We start from the raw sequence: 24,334 nt of genomic DNA, 5'->3' as shown, positions 1-24,334 counted from the left end.
ATAACCCATTAGCAGATAATATTTATTAAGGGGTTATGTTTTATTTGCTGAATATATAAAAAGAGTCATTAAGAAGGCCAGAATTCTCTGGCCCGGGTTAAATTAATGATTGGAGAACCAGTTCAGTTTATCGCGCAGGCCAACAACCCGACCAATAATAATTAGCGATGGACTGTTCATTTGCTGAGCAAGTTCACCGAGTTGCGTGAGCGTACCGTCAATCACGCGCTGCGTGACTGCCGTTCCGTTTTCGACAATTGCCACCGGCATTTCGCCAGGCATACCGTGTTCAATCAGCTTTTGCTGAATAGTCGCGGCCTGATTCAACCCCATATAGAACACCAGCGTCTGTTTTTCTGCCGCCAGGTTTTCCCAGTCCAGCTCGCCACCGGTTTTTAAGTGTCCGGTAATTAAGCGTACGCTCTGGGCATAATCGCGATGCGTGAGTGGAATACCCGAATAGGCAGAGCAACCAGAAGCTGCGGTAATACCCGGAACCACCGAGAACGGAATACCCGCGTTGCACAGTGTTTCCAGCTCTTCGCCACCACGGCCAAAAATAAACGGATCGCCACCTTTCAGCCGCACCACGCGTTTGCCTTTTTGCGCTTCCCGCAGCAGGATCTGGTTAATCTCTTCCTGCGGTACACAGTGGTATCCCGCGCGTTTGCCGACGAAAACGCGATCAGCATCGCGGCGTACCAGATTCATAATATCGTCAGAAACCAGACGGTCGTAGACCACCACATCTGCCTGCTGAATTTGTTGCAGTCCTTTCAGCGTCAGCAGCCCGGCATCGCCCGGACCTGCACCAACCAGCACCACTTCACCGCGATGGTCGAGCGGTTCGTTGATTAACTGTTCGGTCGTTTCAGTAATGGCTTTCTGATCGTTGTTTGCCAGCGACTGCGCCAGGCGGTCGTTAACGAACAATTTCTCCCAGAAACGGCGACGCTCACTCATCGTGGCGAACTGTTGTTTCACTCGCCCGCGTAATTGCCCGGCATATTTCGCCACCTGGCCCAGATGCAACGGCAGCAGTGATTCGAGTTTTTCGCGCAACAGGCGCGCCAGAACCGGAGAGGTGCCGCCAGAGGAGACCGCTACCATTAGCGGTGAGCGGTCAATAATCGACGGCATAATAAAGCTGGCGGCTTTCGGCGCATCGACTACGTTACAGAAGATGCGACGAGCTTCAGCGGCTTCGCTGACGCGCTGGTTAAGCGTGTCATCATCCGTCGCTGCAATCGCCAGCCAGCAGGTGTCGAGAAGGCTTTCATCAAATGGCCCTTCGACGAGGGTTAACATGCCTGCATCTGCCCATGCGGTGAACTGTGGAATAAACGCTAATGCATTCACCGTTAAGCGAGCGCCTGCGTCTAACAGCAACCTTGCTTTGCGTTCCGCGACATCACCACCGCCGACAATCAGACAGTCGCGATCGCGTAATTGGCAAAATATAGGCAAATGATCCACGTAAAAACCCCTTAGTAATTAACCGGCAGCCGTTTCAGTTTGATTAAATTTGTCCGCAACCGGACGATTCGCTTTCGGCGTAGCATACCAATAACCCAATCCCATGAATACGGCACCTGATAAAGTATTACCCAGCGTCACCCACAGCAGGTTATGACCAATACCCGCCAGCGTGTAGGCTTCGCTGTGGTTGCCGAACCAGGAGAGCGCGAACAGCGTCATGTTAGCGATAGAGTGCTCGTAGCCGGACGCGATAAATGCCAGCAGACACCACCAGATAGCGATAAATTTCGCCGCCCCTTCAGTGCGCAGCGCCATCCAGATTGCCAGGCAAACCAGCCAGTTACACAATGCACCTTTGAAGAACAGTACCATTGCCGGTGCAGTGGTTTTAGCCAGCGCGACGGAGTGAACGATGCTGGTATCTACCGGCAGCAGGCTACCGCCGCCCCAGCTATAGAGCATGGCAACGAAGACGGAACCGACCAGGTTACCCAGCCAGGTTTGCGGCAGGATTGCCCACATTTGCCCGTGGCTGATGCTGCCCGCTTTTACCCCAAAGGTGAGGAACATGGTGTGTCCGGTGAACAGTTCAGAACCGGCGATAATCACCAGCGTTAAGGCGATACCAAAGGTCGCGCCCATCACCAGCGGACGTACGGACGGGTCGAGCAAATTACCGAGCGTGAAAATCAGGATGATCCCAAGACCCACATATGCGCCCGCCATGGCGGAGCTGACCCAAAAGCCGAGCGGGTTATTTGCCGACAGGCGTGCAATGCGCGCAGCATTAGCCGCACACTTATTAATAGTGTCTGTAAACATTTGATTATCCTTTAAAAAATAAAAACAAAAAATAAAACAAAAAGTTTAAAAAATGTCCTGCAATATACCGAAGGTCATTACAGGACCATGCAAAAAGGGGAGGCATTGCGCCTCCCGTTAAAACATTAACCGCGCAGCTGCACCACGCCGTCTTTCACTCGTGCTTCGTAATGTTTGACGGAAAACTGTTCGTCTTCCATGCACAAGCCATCACTTAAGCGAAAACGCTGTTTTTTCAGCGGGCTGGCGACCCACAGCTCGCCCTGGTGTTCCGCAATCAGCCCGCGTGATAGCACGCTGGACTCGAAGAACGGATCAATGTTGCTGATCGCAAACACCTGGTCGCTGTGATACGGGCGGAAAATCGCTACCTGCTCGTCACCTAACAGCGCGCAGACGCCGGTTTCAGGCAGGATGTCATCGATTTTGCAGATGTCTTTCCACTGGCTCATGCGTTGTCCTCCACCAGAGTTACCGGGATACGTTCATACGGCGTTGCCGGACGGTGCTGTTCGCGCTCTGGCACCATCTGCACGTTCGGGTCACGCTTGTCGCTGTTGATGAAGTGTTTGAAGCGAGTCTGCGCGGACGGTGTATTGACCGTTTCAGTCCACTCACACACTACCGCTTCACGCAGGCGCGCCATCTCTTCTTCCAGATGAGCGTTCAGCCCCAGTTTGTCGTCAATGATCACCGCTTTCAGGTAATCGATGCCGCCTTCGAGGTTTTCTAACCACGGCGCGGTACGCGTCAGTTTGTCGGCGGTACGGATGTAGAACATCATGAAGCGGTCGAGATATTTGATCAGCGTTTCGCGATCGATATCCGCTGCCAGCAGATCCGCATGACGCGGTTTCATGCCGCCGTTACCGCAAACATACAGGTTCCAGCCTTTTTCAGTGGCGATAATACCCACGTCTTTACCCTGAGCTTCTGAACATTCACGGGTACAGCCGGAGACACCGAACTTCATTTTGTGCGGCGTACGGATGCCTTTGTAGCGGTTTTCCAGTTCCACGCCGAGGCCGACGCTATCGCCAACACCGTAGCGGCACCAGGTGCTACCCACGCAGGTTTTCGCCATACGCAGTGCTTTCGCATAGGCATGACCGGTTTCGAAGCCAGCTTCAATCAGCTGACGCCAGATTTCCGGCAGATCGCCTTTCTGTGCGCCAAACATCGCCAGGCGCTGGGAGCCGGTGATTTTGGTGTAGAGATTAAATTTACGCGCGATACGACCCACTGCCATCAGCCCTTCCGGGGTGATTTCACCGCCCGGAGAACGCGGGATCACCGAGTAGGTGCCGTCTTTCTGGATGTTAGCGAGGAAGTTGTCGTTAGAATCCTGCAGCGGAGTATGTTCCGGCTTCAGAATGTATTCGTTCCAGCAGGAGGCCAGCAGCGAACCGACGGTTGGTTTACAAACTTCACAACCGTAGCCTTTGCCGTGTTTCGCCAGCAGTTCTTCGAAGGTTTTAATGCCTTCAACGCGGATCAAATGGAACAGTTCCTGACGCGAATAAGCAAAGTGTTCGCACAGGTTGTTGTTAACTTCGATGCCCTGTTTCGCCAGTTCCGCGTTCAGTACCTGAGTGACCAGCGGGATACAGCCACCGCAGCCAGTACCCGCTTTGGTTTCAGCTTTCAGCGCCGCAACTGTGTGGCAGCCTTTGTTGATGGCAGCAATCAGATCACCTTTAGTGACGTCGAAGCAGGAGCAGATTTGCGCGCTGTCCGGCAGTTTATCAACACCGATAGACGGCTTACCGCTACCCGAGTGCGCCGGCAGAATCAGAGAATCCGGGTTTTCCGGCAGCTCGATAGCGTTCAGCACCAGTTGCAGCAGGTTGCCGTAGTCGCTGGTATCGCCCACCAGTACCGCACCGAGCAGGGTTTTGTTGTCTTCGCTGACAATCAGGCGTTTGTAGATCTCTTTACTTTCGTCGAGGTAAACATAGCTACGTGCGCCAGGCGTGCGACCGTGCGCATCACCAATACCACCTACGTCTACGCCCAGCAGTTTCAGCTTGGCGCTAAGGTCAGCACCTTCAAAGGCGTTTTCGCTACCCAGAATATGGTCAACGGCGACCTGCGCCATTTTGTAGCCTGGTGCTACCAGACCAAATACACGGTTGTTCCAGCTTGCGCATTCACCGATGGCGTAGATATCCGGATCGGAAGTCTGGCAGGAATCATTAATGACAATCCCCCCACGCGGAGCAACGTCCAGACCACACTGGGTTGCCAGCTTATCGCGCGGACGGATACCGGTAGAGAAGACGATAAAGTCGACTTCCAGTTCGCTGCCGTCGGCAAAACGCATGGTTTTACGCGCTTCGACACCTTCCTGCACAATCTCAAGGGTGTTTTTGCTGGTGTGAACGCGCACGCCCATACTTTCGATTTTGCGACGCAGCTGCTCGCCACCCATCTGATCAAGCTGTTCCGCCATCAGCATAGGGGCAAATTCGATAACGTGGGTTTCAATACCTAAGTTTTTCAGCGCGCCAGCGGCTTCCAGACCTAACAGGCCGCCACCAACAACGGCACCGCGTTTGCTGCGACGGGCGCAGGATTCAATGGCGTTGAGGTCTTCAATGGTGCGATAGACAAAGCAGTCCTGAGTATCAGAACCTTTGATTGGTGGGATCCACGGGTAGGAACCGGTTGCCATGATCAGCTTGTCATAAAAAACGGTACGTCCGGCGCTGGAGTGAATCACCTTCTCCTGACGGTTGATGGTGATAGCGCGTTCGCCGACCAGAACTTTGATGCCGTGTTTCTCGTAGAAGCCTTCGCGCACCAGCGACAGCTCTTCGGCGGTGTGGTGAGAGAAGTAAGACGAGAGGTGTACGCGGTCATAAGCGATGCGCGGTTCTTCACAGAAAACGGTAATATCAAAGTTGGCCGCATCAGATTTATCAAGAAGATCTTCGATAAAGCGATGGCCGACCATACCGTTACCGATAATTGCGAGTCTGACTTTGCTCATTTTTGCCTCGATTTCTTTTCTATTACCGCCTACCTTAACGATTCAGCAACCCCGCTTATTGATGTAAATCAAATTCACCTTTATATACTCCTTAAGGGGTATATTGCTGATTTGTATAAATTTTCTTAAGTCACGGAATTGTCTGACATTTCATGTTTGTGCAAAAAATGGACAAAATGAACGGGTTTATAGAAATAGATGCACGTAGCGGGGGAAGAGAGGAAAAGGCCGGACGACGATAGTGCCGTCCGGCATTAGCAATTAATGAGAGGTCAGGGTGTTATGCTGACGGTGACGGCTGACGAAACCTAACAGGAAGCACATCACAAAGACGACAGCGTACAGACCGTTTGCTGTAAGCAGTGCCGCCTGCGGACCGCTATGTTCAACAATCGGGCCGGTAACCACAAAGGTCAACATAGTACCGATGGTTCCGCAGGTCAGGACAAAGTTAACCAGTTTTGGCGACGGTACTTTGGTCTGCTGTGAACCCAGGGTGATGATGGTGGTATAGATCGCGCTGGAGAAGAAGCCCAGAGCGAGAATTGACCACGCCATATGTGCTGGTGTTCCGGTGTTAAAGACGTACATCAGAATCGCAGCCAGACCAGCCAGTACGGTCAGAATGCGTTGCAAATCAAAGAAGCGAAGAATAAAGCTGAACGCCCACATGCCGACCATGTATGACATCCAGAAGTTACTCACCAGCGTGCCCGCGTCGTTCAGGCTCATGCCCAGGCCTTTGGCATACTCAGGCACCCAGGAGATAAAACCTAACTGACCGAGGATGTAGCACAGCGCCGCAACAGAGAGAAACAGTACGCCGATCCCCCACTTTTCTTTCTCTACCGGAGCATCCGTTTTTGGTGCACGTTTGCCCAGTGCCGGGAACTCACAGCTGAAGGTCAGAATAAAAATAGCGACATACACCAGCCCGATGCAGGCATAAACCCAGTACCACTCAATGCTGCGCGCCAGTAGAAACGCGGCGATCATTGGGAAAATCATCCCAGCCATACTGAAGAAGGAGTCAGTAAATAACAGGCGGGAACCGCGCTGACGCCCTTCATACATTTGTGTTATCAGGAATGTACCAATCGACATAGTAATGCCGCTGACCACCCCGAGAATGAACATCGCCGTCGAGAACAGCGCCAGGCTGTGGCTGAACATCAAACCGGCAACCGCCAGCACCATCAGGAGAAAGCCAAAACGTAACTGCGTTTTCAACGGGACGATTTCCATCAGCCAGGCGTTGAGGAAGATAGAGATTAAAATGCCGGCGTTGAGGAAGGTGAAGGTGTTACTCATACTGGAAACAGGCAGATTGAAATAATCGGCGATATTTCCCATCACCATCCCGGTGACAATAACCAACGCACCAGTCAGTGCGTAGGAGAGAAAGCTAATCCATGTGAGCTTGATGCGATTGCTGTTAGTCATGATTGGCCTGCGTTCAAAAATAAAATGGCATAGCGGGATATGCCGCGAGCGGGCGATTTTAGGTGATTTTGTGATCTGTTTAAATGTTTTATTGCAATCGGTTGCTAAATTGCATTTTAAGAGGTGATTTTGATTACGGAATAAAAAGTGATCGTCAGGTTACATATATTTCAGATACGTAAAATTAGGTAAAGGGATGGCCTTGTTCTTGAAGGCTATTTAGAATCTCTTCACTTGCTTTTTTTCTGCTCTGTTTGTTAAGGAAATCTCATGTTCAAATCGACCCTGGCGGCGATGGCTGCTGTTTTCGCTCTTTCTGCTCTTTCTCCCGCAGCAATGGCAGCGAAAGGGGACCCGCACGTATTGTTGACAACCTCAGCTGGTAACATCGAACTGGAGCTGGATAAACAAAAAGCGCCAGTGTCTGTGCAAAACTTTGTCGATTATGTGAACAGCGGTTTTTATAACAACACTACCTTTCACCGCGTCATTCCTGGCTTTATGATTCAGGGCGGCGGTTTCACCGAGCAGATGCAGCAGAAAAAACCAAACCCGCCAATCAAAAATGAAGCCGATAACGGCCTGCGCAACACGCGTGGCACCATCGCGATGGCGCGTACCGCTGACAAAGACAGCGCCACCAGCCAGTTCTTTATCAACGTTGCCGATAACGCCTTCCTTGACCATGGTCAGCGTGATTTCGGTTACGCGGTATTTGGTAAAGTGGTGAAAGGCATGGACGTTGCCGATAAGATTTCCCAGGTGCCGACTCATGATGTTGGTCCGTACCAGAATGTGCCGTCAAAACCGGTAGTTATCCTTTCCGCTAAAGTCCTGCCGTAATGATTTCTCGCGCGGGCAATCTTGCCCGCGCTTCTGCTCTCCCGGCGTAACCCGGATTTGCCGCTTATACTTGTGGCAAATGGACACGTTCAGGGAGGCATCAAGTGAAGAAACTCACCGATAAGCAAAAGTCCCGTCTCTGGGAGCTTCAGCGTAATCGTAATTTCCAGGCCAGTCGCCGTCTTGAAGGCGTCGAGATGCCTTTAGTCACTCTTACTGCCGCAGAGGCTTTAGCGCGCCTTGAAGAGCTGAGGAGGCACTATGAGCGATAAATTCGGCGAAGGGCGCGATCCGTATCTTTATCCTGGCCTTGATATCATGCGTAACCGGCTGAACATCCGCCAGCAGCAGCGGCTGGAACAGGCCGCTTACGAAATGACGGCGCTGCGTGCTGCGACCATTGAGCTTGGTCCGCTGGTGCGCGGTTTACCGCATTTGCGCACTATCCATCGCCAGCTGTACCAGGATATTTTCGACTGGGCAGGGCAACTGCGTGAAGTTGATATTTATCAGGGCGATACGCCGTTCTGCCACTTTGCTTATATCGAAAAAGAGGGCAATGCCCTGATGCAGGATCTGGAGGAAGAAGGTTATCTGGTTGGCCTGGAGAAAGCGAAGTTCGTCGAGCGGCTGGCGCATTACTATTGTGAAATCGACGTGCTGCATCCCTTCCGGGTGGGAAGTGGTCTGGCACAGCGGATCTTCTTCGAGCAACTGGCGATTCATGCCGGATATCAACTGAGCTGGCAGGGTATCGAAAAAGAGGCTTGGAATCAGGCAAATCAGAGTGGGGCAATGGGGGATCTCACCGCACTGCAGATGATATTTAGCAAAGTGGTAAGCGAAGCCGGGGAATCTGAGTAAAATAGTGCGGTTCTTTCGTACCGGAGCCGCCATGATCCTGCTTATAGATAACTACGATTCTTTTACCTGGAACCTCTACCAGTACTTTTGTGAACTGGGGGCGGATGTGCTGGTTAAGCGCAACGATGCGTTGACGCTGGCGGATATCGACGCCCTTAAACCACAAAAAATTGTCATCTCACCTGGCCCCTGTACGCCAGATGAAGCCGGGATCTCCCTTGACGTTATTCGCCACTATGCCGGGCGCTTGCCGATTCTTGGCGTCTGCCTCGGTCATCAGGCAATGGCGCAGGCATTTGGCGGCAAAGTTGTGCGCGCCGCAAAGGTCATGCACGGCAAAACCTCGCCGATTACACATAGCGGTGAGGGCGTATTTCGGGGGCTGGCAAATCCACTTACCGTGACACGCTACCATTCGCTGGTGGTGGAACCTGACTCATTACCAGCGTGCTTTGACGTGACGGCCTGGAGCGAAACCCGCGAGATTATGGGGATTCGCCATCGCCAGTGGGATCTGGAAGGTGTGCAGTTCCATCCAGAAAGTATTCTTAGCGAACAAGGACATCAACTGCTGGCTAATTTCCTGCATCTCTGATTTCCGATTGCCATTCAGTGATTTTTTATGCATATTTTGTGATTATAATTTCATATTTATTTATGCGTAACAGGGTGATCATGAGATGGCAATTGAACAAACAGCAATTACACGCGCGACTTTCGATGAAGTGATCCTGCCGATTTATGCTCCGGCAGAGTTTATTCCGGTAAAAGGTCAGGGCAGCCGAATCTGGGATCAGCAAGGCAAGGAGTATGTCGATTTCGCGGGTGGCATTGCAGTTACGGCGTTGGGCCATTGCCATCCTGCGCTGGTGAACGCGTTAAAAACCCAGGGCGAAACTCTGTGGCATATCAGTAACGTTTTCACCAATGAACCGGCGCTGCGTCTTGGGCGCAAACTGATTGAGGCGACGTTTGCCGAACGCGTGGTGTTTATGAACTCCGGCACGGAAGCTAACGAAACCGCCTTTAAACTGGCACGCCATTACGCCTGTGTGCGTCATAGCCCGTTCAAAACCAAAATTATTGCCTTCCATAACGCTTTTCATGGTCGCTCGCTGTTTACCGTTTCGGTGGGTGGGCAGCCAAAATATTCCGACGGCTTTGGGCCGCAACCGGCAGACATCATCCACGTTCCCTTTAACGATCTCCATGCAGTGAAAGCGGTGATGGATGATCACACCTGTGCGGTGGTGGTTGAGCCGATCCAGGGCGAGGGCGGTGTGACGGCAGCGACGCCAGAGTTTTTGCAGGGCTTGCGCGAGCTGTGCGATCAACATCAGGTATTATTGGTGTTTGATGAAGTGCAGTGCGGGATGGGGCGGACTGGCGATTTGTTTGCTTACAGGTACTACGGTGTGACGCCGGATATTCTGACTTCTGCGAAAGCGTTAGGCGGCGGCTTCCCGATTAGCGCCATGCTGACCACGGCGGAAATTGCTTCTGCGTTTCATCCTGGTTCTCACGGTTCCACCTACGGCGGTAATCCTCTGGCCTGTGCAGTAGCGGGCGCGGCGTTTGATATCATCAATACCCCTGAAGTGCTGGAAGGCATTCAGGCGAAACGCCAGCGTTTTGTTGACCATTTGCAGAAGATCGATCAGCAGTACGATGTGTTTAGCGATATTCGCGGTATGGGGCTGTTAATTGGCGCGGAGCTGAAACCACACTACAAAGGTCGGGCGCGTGATTTCCTGTATGCGGGTGCAGAGGTTGGCGTAATGGTGCTGAATGCCGGACCGGATGTGATGCGTTTAGCACCGTCGCTGGTGGTGGAAGATGCGGATATCGATGAGGGGATGCAACGTTTCGCCCACGCGGTGGCGAAGGTGGTTGGGGCGTAAATAAGACGCATCAGGCAAAATATGTCGGATGCGGCGTGAATGCCTTATCCGATGGTTTAGCCTGTATTACGCCTTCGAATCCCGCAACTTGCGACTCAGCCAAATCCCGTGATGCGGTCGCTGACGCCATGCCATCGACGAAATGGTGTGCATGGTGTTCAGATGGCCAATAACCCGCTGTAAATGCTGCTCCAGCGTACCTGCCGCGCCTTCGTGCGGCTGCATCTCCGGCGCATCCATGATATTGGCATCGCCAGAACTACCCGGTTCGTCATACTCCAGTCGCTGCTGACAACGCTGAATGGCGATTTCACAAGACTGTAAATACTCTTGTGCCAGTTCAGGTGGCAATGCCCGGTGTTCCCGCGCCAGCGTGGTCATGGCATTAATATGCTCAACAATAAACTGGCTGTGCGTTACCCACAGTTTCATATCTGCCAGATAATGGCTGTTGAATGCCGGTTCCTGCATCGCCTGATTCAATGAGTTATACAGAGTGTTATGCGCCTGATTTACCCGCATTCTCTGCCAGGCCAGTGGCGTTGGTTGCGGGTCCTCGCTCAGAATCAAGCGAATCGCTTCCTGATAGGCTTCTAAAGCATCATGGGCGTTTTTACGCAATAACCCGCTCTGCCACTGCGGCCACAGCCAGACGGTACCACCGAAAGCAATCAAACAACCAATAATGGTATCGATAAGACGTGGAAGGATGTACTGCTCACCGTTCAGCCACAACAGTTGCAGGGTATACACTGCGGTAATAGTAAAACCGACCGTTGCCCAGCCGTAGTTTTTGCGCAATATCAGGTAGCTGGCGAGGGTGGTAATCAGCATCAACGTCAGGGTGTAACCTTCGGGAATTTTAAAGTGCAGCGCTACGCCCGCAATGATTAACCCGACCACGGTTCCCACGGAGCGATTCACAATCCTCAGACGGGTTGCGCCATAGCCATTTTGTGTCACCAGCAATACCGTCATCAGGATCCAGTACGACTTCGGCAGATGCAGCACGGTGCCCATCAGGCTGGCAACGCTTAACATCACACTGAGTCGTCCGGCATTGCGTAGCGCCGGAGACTTTAGTGACAGATAACTTTTCAGTGCCGGAAGCAACGGCATTCGCCGCTGTTTATCGGCCAGTAAGTCACGGGCATAGAGCGGTTTTTGGGTGCGCAGCACGCGGGCGATGCGGCTGAAATGCCAGTAGCAGAATTGCCCAACCGGATTATCCGGATGCTGGCGGGCGATTTTTTCCAGTGCGCCAATTTGCTTTTCCATCGTAAAACGCGTTGGCAGGCGATGGTAAAGAATGTCATCAGCCAGCACGCGCAGGCGAGCGGCGACGGTTTGCGCATTCCAGCGGATAACTTCTTCCGCATGGCTACGCTCGACCAGTTTTTGCACCTCTTCCGGCTGATGCAAACTGACCGAAATATGTTCCTGCAAATCCAGCGCCTCCTGGAAAATACGCAGCATCCGCTTGTAATCGGTATTGTTTTGCGCGGAAAGCATATGCATTTGCTGATAGCACTGAGTAATTAAATCGACCGCTTTTTGCTGGCGCACCAGCAGCGGTGGCAGCGCTTTTTCAGGATCGGTGTGCTGGGTAAGCAGGCTGTATTTGGCTTCACAATAATCTGCCAGTTCACGGTACAGCAGACTTAGTGACTCGCGCAGCGGTTGTTCGCGCCAGATCCAGAACCAAAACCAGTTAAACAATCCGTACCAGAGAGTGCCCAACGCATAGATGAGCAATGGTTCCCAGACCGGCATGTATCCCGCCAGACTGAGGGTAAAAATGGCGGCGAGCAGCGATGCAGGAAGCAATTTTGCGTGCAATGGCCCCAGCTCAGCAGTGACGCCAAGTACCAGCGTTAATCCGGTCAGCAAAAAGGGCAGGGGAACATCTTTTACCAGTAGCAGCTGTGTCAGTAAGCTACAGGTGGCAAACAGCGACGCACCAATGATTAAGTGTTTGAAAAAACGTTTATGAGGCGTATCAAGGCCCGCAATATTGCAACAGGCAGGAACGAGGGAGAAGAGCAGACCGAATCGTAATTCGCCAAGCATTAACCCAACGGCCACGGGCAAACATAGCACCAGCGTTTGTCGAAGTGCATAGTTGATATCGGGGTGATAAATCAGTCTGCGCCACATCGGGGGAAACAAAATGGCGCGCTACCAGGTAACGCGCCACTCCGACGGGATTAACGAGTGCCGTAAACGACGATGGTTTTACCGTGTGCGGAGATCAGGTTCTGATCTTCCAGCATCTTCAGAATGCGTCCCACGGTTTCACGAGAACAGCCGACAATCTGACCGATTTCCTGACGGGTAATTTTGATTTGCATACCGTCCGGGTGAGTCATAGCATCTGGTTGTTTTGCCAGGTTCAGCAGAGTCTGTGCAATGCGGCCCGTCACGTCGAGGAACGCCAGGTTGCCCACTTTCTCTGAAGTGACTTGCAGACGACGCGCCATCTGTGCAGACAGACGCATCAGAATGTCCGGGTTTACCTGAATCAATTGGCGAAATTTTTTGTACGAAATTTCAGCCACTTCACAGGCGGTTTTCGCACGTACCCATGCGCTACGTTCCTGGCCCTCTTCAAACAGGCCCAGTTCGCCAATAAAATCACCCTGATTCAGATAGGAGAGGATCATTTCTTTACCCTCTTCGTCTTTGATCAGCACTGCCACAGAGCCTTTAACGATGTAGTACAGCGTTTCCGCTTTTTCACCCTGGTGAATAAGCGTGCTCTTGGATGGGTACTTATGAATGTGGCAATGAGACAAGAACCATTCGAGAGTCGGGTCTGTTTGCGGTTTGCCAAGCACCATGCGCGGTTATCCTCTGTTATAAGCTTTCTCCAGAGCCAGATAACGCCGCTGTCTCTGGATTGCCGAAATATGCTTCCCGCTACCTGGGAAGGGGCTATCAACTGTACTGCACGGTAATGTGACGTCCTTTGCATACATGCAGTACATCAATGTATTACTGTAGCATCCTGACTGTTTTAGCATAGCTTTCGCTTTGTGTCTCCTGGTGTCTCGCTTCAGCATGACCCAGGTCGCCTTCCGTTGCGCGATTTGGTTAGTACGCGTACTCTGTCAGGAAAATTGACGCAGTGGAGTAGCAAAAATGCAAGCGCGAGTGAAGTGGGTCGAAGGGTTAACTTTTCTGGGCGAATCCGCCTCTGGTCACCAGATTTTAATGGACGGCAACTCAGGCGATAAAGCACCAAGTCCGATGGAAATGGTGTTGATGGCGGCGGGTGGTTGCAGTGCCATCGATGTGGTTTCGATCCTGCAAAAAGGGCGTCAGGATGTGGTCGATTGTGAAGTAAAATTGACCTCTGAACGCCGCGAAGAGGCACCACGCCTGTTTACGCACATTAATCTGCATTTTATCGTCACCGGTCGCGACCTGAAAGACGCAGCGGTTGCGCGTGCGGTTGATCTCTCTGCCGAGAAATATTGTTCAGTGGCGTTGATGCTGGAAAAAGCGGTGAATATTACTCACTCGTATGAAGTGGTTGCCGCGTGACTTAACTATCCCGTTGTGAAGCCGGATAGTATTTTATCCGGCATAATAGCAAAGTTACTCGATTTTCTTTCCTTCCATCAATCGTTGCACCAGCAGCAGCATAATTAATTCCATTGCCAGCCCCATTTTGCCGCCAGGTACCACTAACGTATTGATGTGGGAAATGAATGAGCCTTGCAACATCGCCAGCAGCCAAGGGAAATCGATCCCTTCCAGATTACGAAAATGGATCACCACAAAGCTTTCATCCAGCGACGGGATACCTTTTGCCGCGAACGGGTTTGAAGTGTCGACGGTGGGAACGCGCTGGAAGTTAAGATGGGTGCGGGAAAACTGCGGTGTGATGTAGTTGATATAGTCTTCCATTGAACGCACTACCGAGTCCATCACTGCTTCTCGTGAGTGCCCGCGCTCGCTGGTGTCGCGGATCAGTTTTTGAATCCACTCAAGGTTAACGATAGGCACTACGCCGACCAGTAAGTCCACATGCTGCGCAACGTTATGCTGTGGCGTGACTACGCCGCCGTGTAAACCTTCATAAAACAGTACATCAGTGGGTTCTGGTAAAGGTTGCCAGGGGGTGAATGTTCCCGGTACCTGATTCCAGGGTACGGCTTCGTCGTAGGTATGCAGATATTTGCGAGATTTCCCTTTGCCGCTCTGACCGTATTCAATGAAGGTTTGTTCCAGCAGGCCGAAGTCGTTCGCTTCGGGGCCGAAGTAGCTGATATGCCGCCCGGCGTCGCGCGCTTTGCGGATCGCCATGTCCATTTCCGGGCGGGTGTAACGGTGAAAACTGTCGCCTTCCACCTCAGCTGCATGCAGATTTAACTGCGCGAATATTTTACGAAACGCGAGGCTGGTGGTGGTGGTCCCCGCGCCGCTGGATCCTGTTACCGCAATGACCGGATGTTTGGCAGACATAGTAACTCCATGACTTAGCTATCACTATTATCTCGTCCGCCGACGGTTGCAGGTTATTCGCGAAACTGACTGCGCGGCATAATATTGACCGTTTCGTGCAGTTCCGACCATACCAGCACCGCTTCTCCGCACTGTAGCTGGCGTTTGACGTCGGCGACTTTCTGTTCAAGTGTACGCTCATGTTCACCATAATCGGTGCCTTCACGTAACACAAAGCTTTCAATTAAATTTTCCAGCGTTTCGGGGGAGAGGTCTTGCCACGGAATCAACATGATTTCGCCTCCAGATACGTTGTTAACCAGTCAGGAATGCGTGACTCCAGCCACATTTGCGGATGAAGTAATGTACCGCCAATAAAGCCAACATGACCGCCATGTTCAGTCAGTTGATACTCCACCTGCGAGGGGAGACTTTCCGGTTTTGGGATCACCTGATGATCCATAAACGGATCGTCTTTGGCGTGAATAATCAGCGTCGGTTTGGCGATCCGGTTCAGCATCGGCATGGCGCTACACTGACGATAATAGTCGATAGCGTCGGCGTAGCCGTGAATTCTGGCGGTGATTAGATCGTCAAATTCACGGATGCGACGTACCGATTTTAACTGCGCGAGATTAATCGGCAGCGTTCCGGGGTAGGCTGCCAGCTTGCGCGCGGCATTGGCTTTTAACAGGTTCAGCAAGTAACGCTGATAAACGCGGGAAAAGCCCTTTTCCATATGATAGCTACAGGCTTCCAGCATAAACGGCGCAGAGACAATCACCGCCGCATCAACCGGGAGATCATTGCCTTCCTTTGCCAGCAAACAGGCCAGCATATTACCGCCGAGCGAATAGCCGACGGCAGCCGTTGGCGCATGACCAAATTCGCGTTGCAGCCAGCGTAAAAACCAACTGGCGTCTTCGGTTTCGCCCGAATGGTAAATGCGGTGCATACGGTTTGGTTCACCGCTGCATCCGCGAAAATGCATCACCACGCCCAGCCAGCCGCGCTTTTGCGCCGCCTCAACCAGACCGTGGGCGTAAGGGCTATTGAGACTGCCTTCCAGCCCGTGAAACACCACTAAACGCGGTTTATGTTTCGCCTGTGCGGGGTCTTCACTCCACGCGAGATCGACAAAATCGCCGTCGGGCAACTCCAGCCGCTGCCAGTACGGGGTGAATTTCACCTGACGACGAAACAAACGCGGCAGCATAGTTTGTAGATGACAATTGCTAAAGCCGCGCATAGGGGTGAATTCAGCACTGCTGCTAAATTCATTGGCATCGGTCGTCGTTATCTGCGCCATCAGTTGCTTTGGCCTTCCAGCAGCATCTGCTCAAGCTGCTCCTGGGCTTCCAGCCACGCCATTTCGCACTCTTCCAGGCCGGATTTGGCGCTGGCTTGCTGTTGCAGGCAGGCGGTCAACTCCGCTTTACGGCTCTGGTCATACAGTTCGCTGTCGCCGAGTTTCTCTTCCGCCTGCGCCAGTTGCGCGTTCAGCTTCTCCATCTCTTTTTCCAGACGGGCAATCTCTTTACGCAGCGGCTGGGTTTGCGCACGCAGCTCCGCTTCCCGACGCTTCTGATCTTTACGTGCCTGGGCGCTGTTCGCGTTCTCTTTTGGCGCTTCGTCGGTCTGGTTTTCCTGCTTTTGTACGTCGCTCAACCACTGTTGATAATCTTCCAGATCGCCGTCGAACGGTTCGACTTTACGATCGTGAACCAGGTAGAGATCGTCAGTGGTGGAACGCAGCAAATGACGGTCGTGCGAAACGACAACCAGCGCGCCTTCAAACTCGATTAATGCTTCGGTGACTGCCTGACGCATGTCGAGGTCAAGGTGGTTAGTCGGTTCGTCGAGCAGCAGCAGATTCGGACGCTGCCAGACAATTAATGCCAGCACCAGGCGGGCCTTTTCCCCACCGGAGAAGCGGCGCGTTTCTTCGGTTACTTTATCGCCCAGGAAACCAAAGCCGCCGAGGTAGTCACGCAGTTTTTGTTCCAGCTCCTGCGGCGCTAAACGTGCCAGATGTTGAATAGGTGATTCGTCGGCGCGCAGGTATTCAAGTTGATGCTGGGCGAAGTAGCCGAGCTTGATCCCTTTTGCCAGACCAATTTCACCGCTGACTGGCGCAAGTTCACCGGCTAACAGTTTGATTAATGTCGATTTACCTGCGCCGTTGCGGCCTAACAGACCAATGCGCGAGCCGGGGACCAGATTCAATTTAATCGAGTCGAGAATAATGCGATCGCCATAGCCTGCGCTGACCTTTTCCATCTTCAGTAACGGATTTGGCAGGCTTTCCGGCGCGCGGAAGCTAAAGCGGAACGGGTTGTCGACGTGTGCGGGGGCAATCAGCTCCATACGTTCCAGCATCTTAATGCGGCTCTGGGCCTGCTTCGCTTTGGTGGCTTTGGCACGGAAACGATCGATATAACTTTGCAGATGTGCCACGCGTTCCTGCTGGCTTTCGTACATCGCTTGTTGCTGCGCCAGACGGGTGGCGCGCTGTACTTCAAACGAACTGTAGTTGCCGGTGTACTCGAACATGCTTTGTTGTTCGATCTGAATAATTTTATCAACGATCGGATCGAGGAAGTCGCGGTCGTGAGAGATCAGGATCAGCGTGCCCTGATAGCTCTTCAACCATTTTTCCAGCCAGATAACGGCATCGAGATCGAGGTGGTTAGTCGGTTCGTCGAGCAGCAGCAAGTCTGAACGGCAAATCAGCGCCTGGGCAAGGTTAAGACGCATACGCCAGCCACCGGAGAAATCACTTACCGGGCGCTCCAGTTGTTCATTGCTGAAACCGAGGCCGTGCAGCAGGCTGGCGGCACGGGAGCGAATACTCCATGCGTCAATAGCATCCAGCTTGCTATGAATGGTCGCAATGGCGTGCCCGTCGTTACGTTCGTTGGCGTCGTGCAGCTGCGCTTCCAGTTGACGATATTCACGGTCGCCGTCAATGACATATTCCAGCGCCGCTTGCGGTAACGCTGGCGTTTCCTGATTCACCCACGCCAGTTGCCAGCTTCCCGGAAAGGTGTAGCTGCCGCCGTCGGCGCTGATTTCATTTTTCAGCAATGCCAGCAGGGTAGATTTACCACAGCCGTTTTTACCCACCAGGCCGACTTTCTGCCCGGGGTTGATGGTGGCGGTGGCATTATCCAGCAGGACGCGCACGCCGCGACGAATTTGTAACGAGGAGAAAACAATCATAAGGCGCCGTATGTTCAGACTATGTTAACTTATCATTATGATAATGTAATGTATGGGCGAGCTGCCGCACCGGGCGCAATGGTAGCCCAAAACAGCGACTATACACAAAAACCATACCGGGAGGGGGATGATGTCTCAGCCAGCGAAAGTTTTGCTGCTGTATGCCCATCCGGAATCTCAGGACTCGGTGGCAAACCGGGTACTGCTTAAACCGGCCACGCAGCTCAGCAATGTTACCGTGCACGACCTTTACGCGCACTATCCCGATTTTTTTATTGATATCCCCCGTGAGCAGGCATTACTGCGCGAGCACGAGGTGATTGTCTTTCAGCATCCTCTTTATACCTATAGCTGCCCGGCGCTACTGAAAGAGTGGCTGGACCGGGTATTAAGTCGTGGTTTTGCCAGCGGGCCGGGAGGAAACCAACTGGCGGGAAAGTACTGGCGTAACGTGATTACCACCGGCGAGCCGGAAAGTGCTTACCGTTATGACGCGCTGAATCGCTACCCGATGAGCGATGTGCTGCGCCCCTTTGAACTGGCGGCGGGCATGTGCCGGATGCATTGGTTAAGTTCCATCATTATTTACTGGGCGAGACGGCAAAGCGCAAAGGAGCTGGCGAGCCACGCCAGAGCCTACGGTGACTGGTTGGCAAATCCGCTGTCTCCAGGAGGCCGCTGATGGAAGGTTCCGATTTTTTACTCGCAGGAGTGCTGTTTCTCTTCGCGGCGGTGGCTGCGGTGCCGTTGGCATCGCGGCTGGGGATTGGCGCTGTGTTGGGATATTTGCTGGCAGGGATTGCAATTGGCCCGTGGGGGCTGGGGTTTATTAGCGACGTCGATGAGATCCTCCACTTTTCGGAACTCGGCGTGGTATTCCTGATGTTTATCATCGGCCTTGAGTTGAATCCCTCCAAACTTTGGCAACTGCGGCGTTCGATTTTTGGCGTAGGCGTGGCACAGGTGCTGTTAAGCGCGGCGTTGCTGGCGGGATTATTGATGCTGACGGATTTCGCCTGGCAGGCGGCGGTGGTCGGTGGCATTGGCCTTGCGATGTCTTCAACTGCAATGGCGTTGCAATTGATGCGTGAGAAAGGGATGAATCGCAGCGAATCCGGCCAGCTCGGGTTTTCGGTTCTGCTGTTTCAGGATCTGGCAGTGATCCCAGCACTGGCGTTAGTGCCGTTGTTGGCGGGGTCGGCAGACGAACATTTCGACTGGATGAAGATCGGCATGAAGGTGCTGGCGTTTGTCGGCATGCTGATTGGTGGGCGCTATTTACTGCGTCCGGTATTCCGCTTTATTGCAGCTTCTGGCGTGCGGGAAGTGTTCACCGCCGCGACGCTGCTGCTGGTGTTGGGTTCCGCATTGTTTATGGATGCGCTGGGGCTGTCGATGGCGCTCGGTACATTTATTGCGGGCGTGCTGCTGGCGGAAAGTGAATATCGCCATGAACTGGAAACGGCTATCGATCCCTTCAAAGGCTTGCTGCTCGGTTTGTTCTTTATCTCTGTCGGCATGTCGCTCAACCTCGGGGTGCTTTATACCCATCTGTTGTGGGTAGTGATAAGCGTGGTTGTGCTGGTGGCGGTGAAAATTCTCGTGCTGTATCTGCTGGCGCGATTGTATGGCGTGCGTAGCTCAGAGCGGATGCAGTTTGCTGGCGTGTTGAGTCAGGGCGGTGAGTTTGCCTTTGTCCTCTTTTCTACCGCTTCTTCACAACGTTTATTCCAGGGCGACCAGATGGCGCTGTTGCTGGTGACGGTGACGCTTTCCATGATGACCACGCCGTTGCTGATGAAGCTGGTGGATAAATGGCTATCCCGCCAGTTTAACGGACCGGAAGAAGAAGACGAAAAACCGTGGGTCAACGATGATAAACCCCAGGTCATTGTCGTGGGCTTCGGGCGTTTTGGTCAGGTGATTGGTCGTTTGCTGATGGCAAATAAAATGCGCATTACCGTGCTGGAGCGGGATATCAGCGCCGTTAACCTGATGCGTAAATATGGCTACAAAGTTTATTACGGCGACGCCACGCAGGTCGATCTTTTACGTTCTGCGGGTGCAGAGGCCGCTGAGTCTATCGTCATTACCTGTAACGAGCCGGAAGACACCATGAAGCTGGTGGAAATATGCCAGCAGCACTTTCCGCATTTGCATATTCTTGCGCGAGTGCGCGGACGTGTGGAAGCGCATGAGTTATTACAGGCAGGGGTGACGCAGTTTTCCCGTGAAACATTCTCCAGTGCGTTAGAGCTGGGGCGCAAGACGCTGGTCACGCTTGGCATGCATCCGCATCAGGCACAGCGGGCGCAACTGCATTTTCGCCGCCTGGATATGCGAATGCTGCGGGAGTTAATCCCGATGCATGCTGATACCGTACAAATTTCTCGCGCCAGGGAAGCCCGACGCGAACTGGAAGAGATTTTCCAGCGTGAAATGCAACAAGAACGACGCCAGCTGGACGGCTGGGATGAATTTGAGTAGAGGGTAAGGATGGCAATCCGAAAACGTTTTATAGCGGGCGCAAAATGCCCGGCCTGTCAGGCGCAGGATTCAATGGCGATGTGGCGCGAAAATAATATTGATATTGTTGAATGTGTTAAGTGCGGACATCAGATGCGAGAAGCAGACAAAGAAGCCCGCGATCACGTTCACAAAGATGAGCAAGTGATCGGGATTTTTCATCCGGACTAGCGATATGCGCCGAGTTTTTTTAAGCTAGTGAGTACACGGCTGCAGAATTCCGCTACAATCTGCGCCACTATTCTTCCCATGCTCAGGAGATATCATGAAAGTAGCAAAAGACCTGGTGGTCAGCCTGGCCTATCAGGTACGTACAGAAGACGGTGTGTTGGTTGATGAGTCTCCGGTGAGTGCGCCGCTGGACTACCTGCATGGTCACGGTTCCCTGATCTCTGGCCTGGAAACGGCGCTGGAAGGTCATGAAGTTGGCGACAAATTTGATGTCGCTGTTGGCGCGAACGACGCTTACGGTCAGTACGACGAAAACCTAGTGCAACGTGTTCCTAAAGACGTATTTATGGGCGTTGATGAACTGCAGGTAGGTATGCGTTTCCTGGCTGAAACTGAGCAGGGTCCGGTACCGGTTGAAATCACTGCGGTTGAAGACGATCACGTAGTGGTTGATGGTAACCACATGCTGGCCGGTCAGAACCTGAAATTCAACGTTGAAGTTGTGGCGATTCGCGAAGCGACCGAAGAAGAACTGGCTCATGGCCACGTTCACGGCGCGCACGATCATCACCACGATCACGACCACGACGGTTGCTGCGGCGGTCATGGCCACGATCACGGTCATGAACACGGTGGCGAAGGCTGCTGTGGCGGTAAAGGCAACGGCGGTTGTGGTTGCCACTAATACCGAAAAGGTGACAAAAAAGCGGGGAATCCCCGCTTTTTTTACGCCTCAATAATGTGGCGGTGGCGTTTCTTCAGCCTGCGACGCGATGTTCGACGGCTGGCTGGCTTTTAACTTCTCGGTCAGCAGACGCAGATGATCGCGCAGTTTCGCCATCTCCATTTCATGAGCGGTCACCGTGACGTTCAGTTCTTCAATGGTGATTTCCTGAAAAGCCAGTCGGCTCTCCAGCTCTGCCAGGCGTGCTTCCAATGATAAATCCTGCATGATTCACCTCTTTTGTCGAATGGTCGCCGCGGATTCTACTTAACTTTGCTGCCCGAGACAGCACTCATTTCGCGGTCATCGAAACTAATTTAAACAAAAAGAGTCTGAAAATAGATGATAATAGGGCGTGTCTGTATGTAGATTTGTTCGACAACGCTTTATAGTACCCTTCTGATAATAGTTAACCCTGGGGTGAGATGCCCCGATCCTGGAGATATGGATGAAATCACTGTTTAAAGTAACGCTACTGGCGACCACAATGGCCGTTGCCCTGCATGCACCAATCACTTTTGCTGCTGAAGCTGCAAAACCTGCTACAACTGCTGACAGCAAAGCAGCGTTCAAAAATGACGATCAGAAATCAGCTTATGCACTGGGTGCTTCGCTGGGTCGTTACATGGAAAACTCTCTTAAAGAACAAGAAAAACTGGGCATCAAACTGGATAAAGATCAGCTGATCGCTGGTGTTCAGGATGCATTTGCTGATAAGAGCAAACTCTCCGACCAAGAGATCGAACAGACTCTGCAAGCATTCGAAGCTCGCGTGAAGTCTTCTGCTCAGGCGAAGATGGAAAAAGACGCGGCTGATAACGAAGCAAAAGGTAAAGAGTACCGCGAGAAATTTGCCAAAGAGAAAGGTGTGAAAACCTCTTCAACTGGTCTGGTTTATCAGGTAGTAGAAGCCGGTAAAGGCGAAGCACCGAAAGACAGCGATACTGTTGTAGTGAACTACAAAGGTACGCTGATCGACGGTAAAGAGTTCGACAACTCTTACACCCGTGGTGAACCGCTTTCTTTCCGTCTGGACGGTGTTATCCCGGGTTGGACAGAAGGTCTGAAGAACATCAAGAAAGGCGGTAAGATCAAACTGGTTATTCCACCAGAACTGGCTTACGGCAAAGCGGGTGTTCCGGGGATCCCACCGAATTCTACCCTAGTGTTTGACGTAGAGCTGCTGGATGTGAAACCAGCGCCGAAGGCTGATGCAAAGCCGGAAGCTGATGCGAAAGCCGCAGATTCTGCTAAAAAATAAGCATTAAGAACCGCCGCCTGACCAGGCGGCGGTTTTTTTATTACAGGCCGGATATAATTAGTGCTGGAAAGCGGAACCTCCGCTGTATTAATTTAGTTACCCGCATCATTAATGAGCCTGCCCTGAAAAGTTAACGACAGGCTCCTGAAAAGGAGTGTTTTTTTTCATGTCCAGGTCGCTTTTAACCAACGAAACCAGTGAGTTGGATTTACTGGATCAACGTCCTTTCGACCAGACCGATTTTGATATTCTGAAATCCTACGAAGCGGTGGTGGACGGGTTAGCGATGCTTATTGGCTCCCACTGTGAAATCGTTTTGCACTCTTTGCAGGATCTAAAATGTTCAGCCATTCGCATTGCTAACGGTGAACATACAGGCCGGAAGATTGGTTCGCCAATTACTGACCTGGCGCTACGTATGCTGCACGATATGACGGGAGCGGATAGCAGCGTTTCTAAATGCTACTTTACTCGCGCCAAAAGCGGCGTATTAATGAAGTCCCTGACTATCGCGATTCGTAACCGCGAACAGCGTGTAATTGGTCTGCTGTGCATCAATATGAATCTTGATGTTCCCTTCTCGCAGATTATGAGCACTTTTGTGCCGCCAGAAACCCCGGATGTCGGTTCAAGCGTCAACTTTGCCTCTTCTGTTGAAGATCTGGTTACCCAAACGCTGGAGTTCACCATCGAAGAAGTGAATGCCGATCGCAATGTTTCTAATAACGCCAAAAATCGTCAGATCGTGCTGAATCTCTACGAGAAAGGGATCTTCGATATTAAAGATGCGATCAACCAGGTTGCTGACCGCCTGAACATCTCCAAACACACTGTCTATCTCTACATCCGCCAGTTCAAGAGCGGTGATTTTCAGGGGCAAGATAAGTAATGCGTTTTGCCATCGTGGTGACCGGGCCAGCATACGGTACGCAACAGGCGAGTAGTGCTTTTCAGTTTGCGCAGGCGCTGATAGCAGAAGGCCATAAGTTAAGCAGCGTCTTTTTCTATCGGGAAGGGGTCTATAACGCTAACCAACTGACCTCACCGGCAAGCGACGAATTTGACCTTGTGCGCGGCTGGCAACAGTTGAATGCGCAACATGGTGTGGCGCTGAATATCTGCGTAGCGGCAGCGTTACGCCGCGGTATCGTCGATGAAACTGAAGCAGGAAGGCTGGGGCTGGCTTCGTCAAACCTTCAGCCGGGATTTACCTTAAGCGGACTTGGCGCGCTGGCGGAAGCCTCGCTGACCTGTGACAGGGTGGTACAGTTCTGATGAAACGAATTGCGTTTGTTTTTTCTACTGCACCTCATGGTACAGCTGCTGGTCGGGAAGGTTTAGATGCTTTACTGGCAACTTCCGCATTAACTGACGATCTGGCCGTCTTCTTTATTGCTGATGGCGTTTTTCAGCTGCTGTCAGGACAAAAGCCCGATGCAGTGCTGGCGCGTGATTACATTGCCACTTTTAAATTGTTGAGTCTGTACGACATTGAACAGTGCTGGGTTTGTGCGGCTTCACTGCGCGAACGCGGGTTAGATCCGCAGACACCCTTTGTTGTCGAAGCCACGCCGCTCGAAGCAGATGCCTTACGCCGCGAACTCGCCAACTACGATGTTATTTTGAGGTTTTGAGGC

At 52.3% G+C, this 24,334-nt stretch carries 26 protein-coding genes; 14 read left to right on the top strand and 12 right to left on the bottom strand.

The genetic code is table 11. The features are described 5' to 3' along the window. Positions 1-102 precede the first annotated feature (102 nt). The 5 genes from cysG to tsgA form a co-directional block, all read right to left on the bottom strand. The gene (cysG, locus tag ACUU1I_RS01515; protein WP_000349881.1) at positions 103-1,476 is read right to left on the bottom strand and encodes a siroheme synthase CysG; all 1,374 of its coding nucleotides are present in this window, start codon (positions 1,474-1,476) and stop codon (positions 103-105) included. An 18-nt stretch (positions 1,477-1,494) separates the two neighbouring features. Beyond that, on the bottom strand, positions 1,495-2,301 hold the full coding sequence (gene nirC, locus ACUU1I_RS01510) for a nitrite transporter NirC (protein WP_000493556.1): 807 nt from the start codon (positions 2,299-2,301) through the stop codon (positions 1,495-1,497). A gap of 125 nt (positions 2,302-2,426) precedes the next feature. Beyond that, positions 2,427-2,753 (bottom strand): nitrite reductase small subunit NirD, encoded by a 327-nt coding sequence (nirD, locus tag ACUU1I_RS01505; protein WP_000084764.1) that lies wholly within the window; start codon positions 2,751-2,753, stop codon positions 2,427-2,429. Beyond that, positions 2,750-5,293: an NADPH-nitrite reductase large subunit gene (nirB, locus tag ACUU1I_RS01500; protein WP_000049219.1), complete on the bottom strand. Its 2,544-nt coding sequence runs from the start codon at positions 5,291-5,293 to the stop codon at positions 2,750-2,752. The genes nirD and nirB overlap by 4 nt, the downstream gene beginning before the upstream one ends. A 261-nt stretch (positions 5,294-5,554) precedes the next feature. Next, on the bottom strand, positions 5,555-6,736 hold the full coding sequence (gene tsgA / locus ACUU1I_RS01495) for an MFS transporter TsgA (protein ID WP_000185263.1): 1,182 nt from the start codon (positions 6,734-6,736) through the stop codon (positions 5,555-5,557). A 270-nt stretch (positions 6,737-7,006) separates the two neighbouring features. On the opposite strand from tsgA, the gene ppiA reads away from it, so the two are divergent. The 5 genes from ppiA to argD all read left to right on the top strand — a co-directional run bounded on the left by ppiA (position 7,007) and on the right by argD (position 10,344). Further along, on the top strand, positions 7,007-7,579 hold the full coding sequence (gene ppiA, locus ACUU1I_RS01490; protein WP_000477225.1) for a peptidylprolyl isomerase A: 573 nt from the start codon (positions 7,007-7,009) through the stop codon (positions 7,577-7,579). A 104-nt stretch (positions 7,580-7,683) separates the two neighbouring features. After that, positions 7,684-7,851 (top strand): YhfG family protein, encoded by a 168-nt coding sequence (locus tag ACUU1I_RS01485; protein WP_000736860.1) that lies wholly within the window; start codon positions 7,684-7,686, stop codon positions 7,849-7,851. After that, a complete protein-coding gene (locus ACUU1I_RS01480) occupies positions 7,841-8,443 on the top strand; it encodes a putative adenosine monophosphate-protein transferase Fic (protein WP_001280636.1) in 603 nt (200 codons plus the stop codon). The genes ACUU1I_RS01485 and ACUU1I_RS01480 overlap by 11 nt, the downstream gene beginning before the upstream one ends. A 31-nt stretch (positions 8,444-8,474) precedes the next feature. Beyond that, positions 8,475-9,038 carry an aminodeoxychorismate synthase component 2 gene (gene pabA, locus ACUU1I_RS01475; protein WP_000601855.1) on the top strand — a complete coding sequence of 188 codons (564 nt, stop codon included), beginning with the start codon at positions 8,475-8,477 and terminating at the stop codon, positions 9,036-9,038. An 85-nt stretch (positions 9,039-9,123) separates the two neighbouring features. Next, the gene (gene argD / locus ACUU1I_RS01470) at positions 9,124-10,344 is read left to right on the top strand and encodes a bifunctional acetylornithine/succinyldiaminopimelate transaminase (RefSeq protein ID WP_000963820.1); all 1,221 of its coding nucleotides are present in this window, start codon (positions 9,124-9,126) and stop codon (positions 10,342-10,344) included. Between the two features lie 66 nt (positions 10,345-10,410). Here the strand turns inward: argD and ACUU1I_RS01465 are convergent, their stop codons facing one another. Then, positions 10,411-12,501 (bottom strand): YccS/YhfK family putative transporter, encoded by a 2,091-nt coding sequence (locus tag ACUU1I_RS01465; protein ID WP_005081986.1) that lies wholly within the window; start codon positions 12,499-12,501, stop codon positions 10,411-10,413. Positions 12,502-12,551: 50 nt separating this feature from the next. Next, complete coding sequence (gene crp, locus ACUU1I_RS01460; protein WP_000242755.1) at positions 12,552-13,184, bottom strand: cAMP-activated global transcriptional regulator CRP; 633 nt, start codon at positions 13,182-13,184, stop codon at positions 12,552-12,554. A 301-nt stretch (positions 13,185-13,485) separates the two neighbouring features. Here crp and ACUU1I_RS01455 point away from each other — a divergent pair, with 301 nt between their 5' ends. Continuing rightward, a complete protein-coding gene (locus tag ACUU1I_RS01455; RefSeq protein ID WP_001148908.1) occupies positions 13,486-13,890 on the top strand; it encodes an OsmC family protein in 405 nt (134 codons plus the stop codon). A gap of 54 nt (positions 13,891-13,944) precedes the next feature. On the opposite strand, the gene ACUU1I_RS01450 is transcribed toward ACUU1I_RS01455, so the two are convergent. The 4 genes from ACUU1I_RS01450 to ACUU1I_RS01435 are packed head-to-tail and all read right to left on the bottom strand — an operon-like array spanning position 13,945 to position 18,015. Next, a complete protein-coding gene (locus ACUU1I_RS01450; RefSeq protein WP_001274678.1) occupies positions 13,945-14,814 on the bottom strand; it encodes a phosphoribulokinase in 870 nt (289 codons plus the stop codon). Positions 14,815-14,867: 53 nt separating this feature from the next. Then, positions 14,868-15,086: a YheU family protein gene (locus ACUU1I_RS01445; protein ID WP_000907085.1), complete on the bottom strand. Its 219-nt coding sequence runs from the start codon at positions 15,084-15,086 to the stop codon at positions 14,868-14,870. Continuing rightward, positions 15,080-16,102, bottom strand: a complete 1,023-nt coding sequence (locus tag ACUU1I_RS01440) for a hydrolase (RefSeq protein WP_000057406.1) — start codon at positions 16,100-16,102, stop codon at positions 15,080-15,082. The genes ACUU1I_RS01445 and ACUU1I_RS01440 overlap by 7 nt, the downstream gene beginning before the upstream one ends. Beyond that, a complete protein-coding gene (locus ACUU1I_RS01435) occupies positions 16,102-18,015 on the bottom strand; it encodes an ABC transporter ATP-binding protein (RefSeq protein WP_000634827.1) in 1,914 nt (637 codons plus the stop codon). The genes ACUU1I_RS01440 and ACUU1I_RS01435 overlap by 1 nt, the downstream gene beginning before the upstream one ends. A 130-nt stretch (positions 18,016-18,145) precedes the next feature. On the opposite strand from ACUU1I_RS01435, the gene kefG reads away from it, so the two are divergent. The 4 genes from kefG to slyD all read left to right on the top strand — a co-directional run bounded on the left by kefG (position 18,146) and on the right by slyD (position 21,397). Then, positions 18,146-18,697, top strand: coding sequence for a glutathione-regulated potassium-efflux system ancillary protein KefG (kefG, locus tag ACUU1I_RS01430; protein ID WP_005072161.1), 552 nt, complete (start codon positions 18,146-18,148; stop codon positions 18,695-18,697). Then, entirely contained in the window at positions 18,697-20,502 is a 1,806-nt protein-coding gene (gene kefB, locus ACUU1I_RS01425; RefSeq protein WP_000399167.1) for a glutathione-regulated potassium-efflux system protein KefB, read from the top strand. Before kefG ends, kefB begins: the two co-directional genes overlap by 1 nt. A 9-nt stretch (positions 20,503-20,511) precedes the next feature. After that, a complete protein-coding gene (locus ACUU1I_RS01420; RefSeq protein ID WP_001007729.1) occupies positions 20,512-20,712 on the top strand; it encodes a YheV family putative zinc ribbon protein in 201 nt (66 codons plus the stop codon). Positions 20,713-20,806: 94 nt separating this feature from the next. Further along, positions 20,807-21,397 (top strand): peptidylprolyl isomerase, encoded by a 591-nt coding sequence (gene slyD, locus ACUU1I_RS01415; protein WP_000861347.1) that lies wholly within the window; start codon positions 20,807-20,809, stop codon positions 21,395-21,397. Between the two features lie 48 nt (positions 21,398-21,445). Here slyD and ACUU1I_RS01410 read toward each other — a convergent pair whose 3' ends face one another. Beyond that, positions 21,446-21,664, bottom strand: coding sequence for a protein SlyX (locus ACUU1I_RS01410; RefSeq protein ID WP_001153615.1), 219 nt, complete (start codon positions 21,662-21,664; stop codon positions 21,446-21,448). 220 nt (positions 21,665-21,884) lie between these two features. Here ACUU1I_RS01410 and fkpA point away from each other — a divergent pair, with 220 nt between their 5' ends. From fkpA to tusC, 4 genes are all read left to right on the top strand, one after another. Continuing rightward, positions 21,885-22,697, top strand: coding sequence for an FKBP-type peptidyl-prolyl cis-trans isomerase (fkpA, locus tag ACUU1I_RS01405; protein ID WP_000838261.1), 813 nt, complete (start codon positions 21,885-21,887; stop codon positions 22,695-22,697). Positions 22,698-22,863: 166 nt separating this feature from the next. Then, the gene (locus tag ACUU1I_RS01400; protein WP_000091466.1) at positions 22,864-23,586 is read left to right on the top strand and encodes a helix-turn-helix transcriptional regulator; all 723 of its coding nucleotides are present in this window, start codon (positions 22,864-22,866) and stop codon (positions 23,584-23,586) included. Then, the gene (gene tusD / locus ACUU1I_RS01395; RefSeq protein ID WP_001209706.1) at positions 23,586-23,972 is read left to right on the top strand and encodes a sulfurtransferase complex subunit TusD; all 387 of its coding nucleotides are present in this window, start codon (positions 23,586-23,588) and stop codon (positions 23,970-23,972) included. Before ACUU1I_RS01400 ends, tusD begins: the two co-directional genes overlap by 1 nt. After that, positions 23,972-24,331, top strand: coding sequence for a sulfurtransferase complex subunit TusC (gene tusC, locus ACUU1I_RS01390; protein WP_000820723.1), 360 nt, complete (start codon positions 23,972-23,974; stop codon positions 24,329-24,331). Before tusD ends, tusC begins: the two co-directional genes overlap by 1 nt. Positions 24,332-24,334 lie beyond the last annotated feature (3 nt).

It is taken from the genome of Shigella sp. SIG3 (assembly GCF_053555855.1).
This window is presented reverse-complemented; position numbering and strand designations above follow the sequence as displayed.

What these genes read in the sequence shown, in the direction of transcription:
- ACUU1I_RS01410 (WP_001153615.1), bottom strand. Translation starts at nt 21,664, where the DNA reads ATGCAGGATTTATCATTGGAAGCACGCCTGGCAGAGCTGGAGAGCCGA.
- pabA (WP_000601855.1), top strand. Translation starts at nt 8,475, where the DNA reads ATGATCCTGCTTATAGATAACTACGATTCTTTTACCTGGAACCTCTAC.
- kefG (WP_005072161.1), top strand. Translation starts at nt 18,146, where the DNA reads ATGTCTCAGCCAGCGAAAGTTTTGCTGCTGTATGCCCATCCGGAATCT.
- fkpA (WP_000838261.1), top strand. Translation starts at nt 21,885, where the DNA reads ATGAAATCACTGTTTAAAGTAACGCTACTGGCGACCACAATGGCCGTT.
- nirB (WP_000049219.1), bottom strand. Translation starts at nt 5,293, where the DNA reads ATGAGCAAAGTCAGACTCGCAATTATCGGTAACGGTATGGTCGGCCAT.
- ACUU1I_RS01400 (WP_000091466.1), top strand. Translation starts at nt 22,864, where the DNA reads ATGTCCAGGTCGCTTTTAACCAACGAAACCAGTGAGTTGGATTTACTG.
- ACUU1I_RS01465 (WP_005081986.1), bottom strand. Translation starts at nt 12,501, where the DNA reads ATGTGGCGCAGACTGATTTATCACCCCGATATCAACTATGCACTTCGA.
- tusD (WP_001209706.1), top strand. Translation starts at nt 23,586, where the DNA reads ATGCGTTTTGCCATCGTGGTGACCGGGCCAGCATACGGTACGCAACAG.
- slyD (WP_000861347.1), top strand. Translation starts at nt 20,807, where the DNA reads ATGAAAGTAGCAAAAGACCTGGTGGTCAGCCTGGCCTATCAGGTACGT.
- argD (WP_000963820.1), top strand. Translation starts at nt 9,124, where the DNA reads ATGGCAATTGAACAAACAGCAATTACACGCGCGACTTTCGATGAAGTG.
- tusC (WP_000820723.1), top strand. Translation starts at nt 23,972, where the DNA reads ATGAAACGAATTGCGTTTGTTTTTTCTACTGCACCTCATGGTACAGCT.
- ACUU1I_RS01450 (WP_001274678.1), bottom strand. Translation starts at nt 14,814, where the DNA reads ATGTCTGCCAAACATCCGGTCATTGCGGTAACAGGATCCAGCGGCGCG.
- ACUU1I_RS01435 (WP_000634827.1), bottom strand. Translation starts at nt 18,015, where the DNA reads ATGATTGTTTTCTCCTCGTTACAAATTCGTCGCGGCGTGCGCGTCCTG.
- ACUU1I_RS01445 (WP_000907085.1), bottom strand. Translation starts at nt 15,086, where the DNA reads ATGTTGATTCCGTGGCAAGACCTCTCCCCCGAAACGCTGGAAAATTTA.
- ACUU1I_RS01420 (WP_001007729.1), top strand. Translation starts at nt 20,512, where the DNA reads ATGGCAATCCGAAAACGTTTTATAGCGGGCGCAAAATGCCCGGCCTGT.
- ACUU1I_RS01455 (WP_001148908.1), top strand. Translation starts at nt 13,486, where the DNA reads ATGCAAGCGCGAGTGAAGTGGGTCGAAGGGTTAACTTTTCTGGGCGAA.
- nirD (WP_000084764.1), bottom strand. Translation starts at nt 2,753, where the DNA reads ATGAGCCAGTGGAAAGACATCTGCAAAATCGATGACATCCTGCCTGAA.
- tsgA (WP_000185263.1), bottom strand. Translation starts at nt 6,736, where the DNA reads ATGACTAACAGCAATCGCATCAAGCTCACATGGATTAGCTTTCTCTCC.
- ppiA (WP_000477225.1), top strand. Translation starts at nt 7,007, where the DNA reads ATGTTCAAATCGACCCTGGCGGCGATGGCTGCTGTTTTCGCTCTTTCT.
- crp (WP_000242755.1), bottom strand. Translation starts at nt 13,184, where the DNA reads ATGGTGCTTGGCAAACCGCAAACAGACCCGACTCTCGAATGGTTCTTG.
- nirC (WP_000493556.1), bottom strand. Translation starts at nt 2,301, where the DNA reads ATGTTTACAGACACTATTAATAAGTGTGCGGCTAATGCTGCGCGCATT.
- kefB (WP_000399167.1), top strand. Translation starts at nt 18,697, where the DNA reads ATGGAAGGTTCCGATTTTTTACTCGCAGGAGTGCTGTTTCTCTTCGCG.
- ACUU1I_RS01440 (WP_000057406.1), bottom strand. Translation starts at nt 16,102, where the DNA reads ATGGCGCAGATAACGACGACCGATGCCAATGAATTTAGCAGCAGTGCT.
- ACUU1I_RS01480 (WP_001280636.1), top strand. Translation starts at nt 7,841, where the DNA reads ATGAGCGATAAATTCGGCGAAGGGCGCGATCCGTATCTTTATCCTGGC.